The 2,845-nt window shown below is 46.4% G+C and carries 4 protein-coding genes; all 4 read right to left on the bottom strand.

The genetic code is table 11. The annotated features are described in order from the left end of the window. Positions 1-584: putative HNHc nuclease (locus CAGA_RS12450; protein WP_135661197.1), on the bottom strand; the 584-nt coding region annotated here is incomplete at its 3' end. A gap of 13 nt (positions 585-597) precedes the next feature. Further along, on the bottom strand, positions 598-1,293 hold the full coding sequence (gene bet / locus CAGA_RS12445; RefSeq protein ID WP_135661196.1) for a phage recombination protein Bet: 696 nt from the start codon (positions 1,291-1,293) through the stop codon (positions 598-600). Continuing rightward, a complete protein-coding gene (locus CAGA_RS12440) occupies positions 1,293-2,186 on the bottom strand; it encodes a DUF1351 domain-containing protein (RefSeq protein WP_135661195.1) in 894 nt (297 codons plus the stop codon). The genes bet and CAGA_RS12440 overlap by 1 nt, the downstream gene beginning before the upstream one ends. A gap of 8 nt (positions 2,187-2,194) precedes the next feature. Beyond that, a partial coding sequence (locus tag CAGA_RS12435; RefSeq protein WP_135661194.1) for a YqaJ viral recombinase family protein occupies positions 2,195-2,845 on the bottom strand: 651 nt, incomplete at its 5' end.

Below are 2,845 nucleotides of genomic sequence, written 5' to 3'. Positions count from 1 at the left end.
TTGTATTTCCTGCAAAACGTGTCTTTGCCGGTGTTATGAAATTCTGTATGATGCATCCGGCAGAAGGGCAAAACATACATGCCTTTGTGGATTATTACTTTTCGGTTTCGACCGGCGCCGACTGCGTCAACATGGTGTAGTTCTGCCTTCTTACCACAGATGGCACACTTTTTATTTACCAGGCAGCAGTACAGATACCGCGCAATATCAGGAGAACGGTCAAGTAGTGAATCCAGCGTTGGGATATCGTTTTCAATGCAGAACTCAATGAGAAAGTTCAAAAATTCGTTTGCCGTGCTCATATCCACATTGGATAGTGAAAAATATTCGCAACCGGTTTTTGCAATGAAATCATATTTCATAAGTGCCTTGATTTCGTCCGGCACGTGTCCTGACCATATGGATATATCTCTCATCGTGGCGTATATCTTTTTGCGCTGGTCTGCACTAATTGTTCGCCCGTCATCAAGCCTGATTTCGCACTCTGTAATTTTACGTTTTGCAAGTATGTAGTCATCGGAGAACGGGGCGACTATCGTCAGCACTTGACTGTCGTATCCGCTTATGTAGCCTTTGATATTCACCCCATATCACTCCTTATGCTAATGGGTCGGTTTCCTCAGGTTTCTGCTCCTGCGGTGGAACGTCAACAACCTTGCTTTCATCAATCGGGGTTTCGTCGAGAATCTGATTTCCGGTATCAATTTCCTCCTGCGAGTACATACCGGAGAAGTCCTCAGGAAACGCTTCCCGAAGCGCCTGGACAAGCGCGACCTTGCGTATCATAGTTGCGGGCTTCTTGCTCCATTGGCTGTTGATCTCTCCGTCTTTTTTCGTTCCGATGTACTCGGAAAGCGAAACGGTAATTTCGACCGGTTCAACGTAATCTTTGATGAAAACTTTCGCCCAACCTCCAACGAGCTTCTCGTCGTCTAAAACCAACGTACCGATACGGTTTTCCAGAGTCCCGTCCTCTTTCTGGACAACCACACCAGCCTGTTGTCCCGCGTAGTCTTTATTACGGCGTGCGCGTTTTGTGAATACCTCTTTTCCAGTCACCATCGTTGCGGGCTGGTTGCCATATTTGATAAGGTATGCTTCACGCAAAAATGGGTTCAAATGTTGAAACCGGCAGAGGTTTAAGAACATGACAATCTCCTGATCGCTGACATTTCCACCACCGGAAACAAGATAATTTCGGATAATTGCCGGTGAAAGTTTTACCTTTTCACCGTTTACCTCATACTCAACGACTTTGTTTTCCTGCTGTGCAGCTAGTTTATTCTGTACCATTATTCCAAATCCTCCTTTTTAGCCCAACCGTATTTGATGCCGTACTTTACACACAAATCATGCATTCCATGCCGGAACTCTGCTGTTGTATCGTGAAAAGTCACACTAATTGTTTTGAGTTGTTCACGTGCGTGACATTGCTCCGGCTCCGGTATGTAAGACTGCGGCGCAGGCTGTTCAGGCGAAGTTTCTTTCTGCTCCGACGTAGTTTCATCTGGCGCAGTTTTTACGGCTTCCTGTGCCTTCCTCTGGCTTTCCTCGTACTCCTTAAGGCGTTTCTGCTGCTCTTCCCAGCGCGTTTTCTCAGCCATTGCCGCACTCATATCCAGCGTTTCAAGGTACTTATCAAGCATCTGTTGTTCGCAATCAACATCGAATGCCTTGATAATGTTGATATTGTTACGGACCTTGAAAATAGTCTCGGTAATCTCTTTTTCGATGTCCGACATTTTGTAAGTTGCGTTCAGCCAGCGCGGGTTGAAAATCTTTTCAAACGGGAGAAGCGGTTCCAAATCACCGATTTTCTCACAGAAGAATCGCATGATTTCGTCCTGTTTCTCTGAACGTTTTTGCTCGTCAAAAGCCTTTATCTGACCGTCTATTGCGGCGATCGGTTTATCGATCATGCAAATCAACTCTTTAACCTTGCGTTCAAAGTCCTCATATGGAGTAAGACAATCCTTTTTAACTTCCTTGCGCTTATCGTCCAACGCGGCGCGGAGTTTGTTCAGCGTAGCCTTATCCGCTTTTGCAGACTTGATGCTGTCCTCCGTAACAACAAGGTTATTGTAGTAATCCAGCTTTTGAGATAACTCAGCCTTTAGCTGTTCATGGTTAAAATCGATCGACCTTGGCAGTACTTTTGCCAAGTCGGTTGTCATTATAAGTTCCATATTTCCTCCTAAATCTCCGGCAAAATAAGCGCCGGACGTTTATCGTTTACAACACAATCCCAAAACACCTTTTCGCGTTCCGCAAGCCATTGAATGTCCGTTTTCACTTCTTCGGAGCGCTCGATAAGGTAATGTCGGATTGCCGCCTGCTTCATACCGTCTTTGTCGGTATATTTGATTTGTGCTTTGAGCCAAGCGAAGCTATATCCGGTAGCCAGAAGCTGATGGATGACCTGTATGTAATAGTGCTGCGGTATGCGGCCATTCCACTCATCCCATTGCCCGGCACGCAGAATTTCAGTTGTTTTGATTTCGAGTATTCCTCGCCGCCCGGTTTCTCGCTCCGTCAATGCTCCGTCGAGCGTTGCAAAAGCAAATGGACAATCTGAGTTATTGCGTATCATGCCGAATTCGTCATAGTCAACTTGATACTGCGGAAAGTCCATAGCGAACAGCGCGCGCAAGTACTTTTCGGCCTCTTTTCCATACTTGACGTAAGGCTTATCAGAAATATCCTCCGCCACGCGCCGCCCAGTCTTTTCTTCCCACAGTTCGGCGTTGCTTTTGTACGGTGACATACCTACGACAGCAGCAGCTTCACTAGCTCCGATTCCGCTTAGACGTGCCTTTATCCACTCGTCGTGGTTCGTCGGTTGATT

It is taken from the genome of Caproiciproducens galactitolivorans (assembly GCF_004768785.1).
GTDB classification, from domain to species: domain Bacteria; phylum Bacillota; class Clostridia; order Oscillospirales; family Acutalibacteraceae; genus Caproiciproducens; species Caproiciproducens galactitolivorans.
The sequence above is the reverse complement of the archived record's forward strand: the minus strand, read 5'-3'. Positions and strand labels throughout refer to the sequence as shown.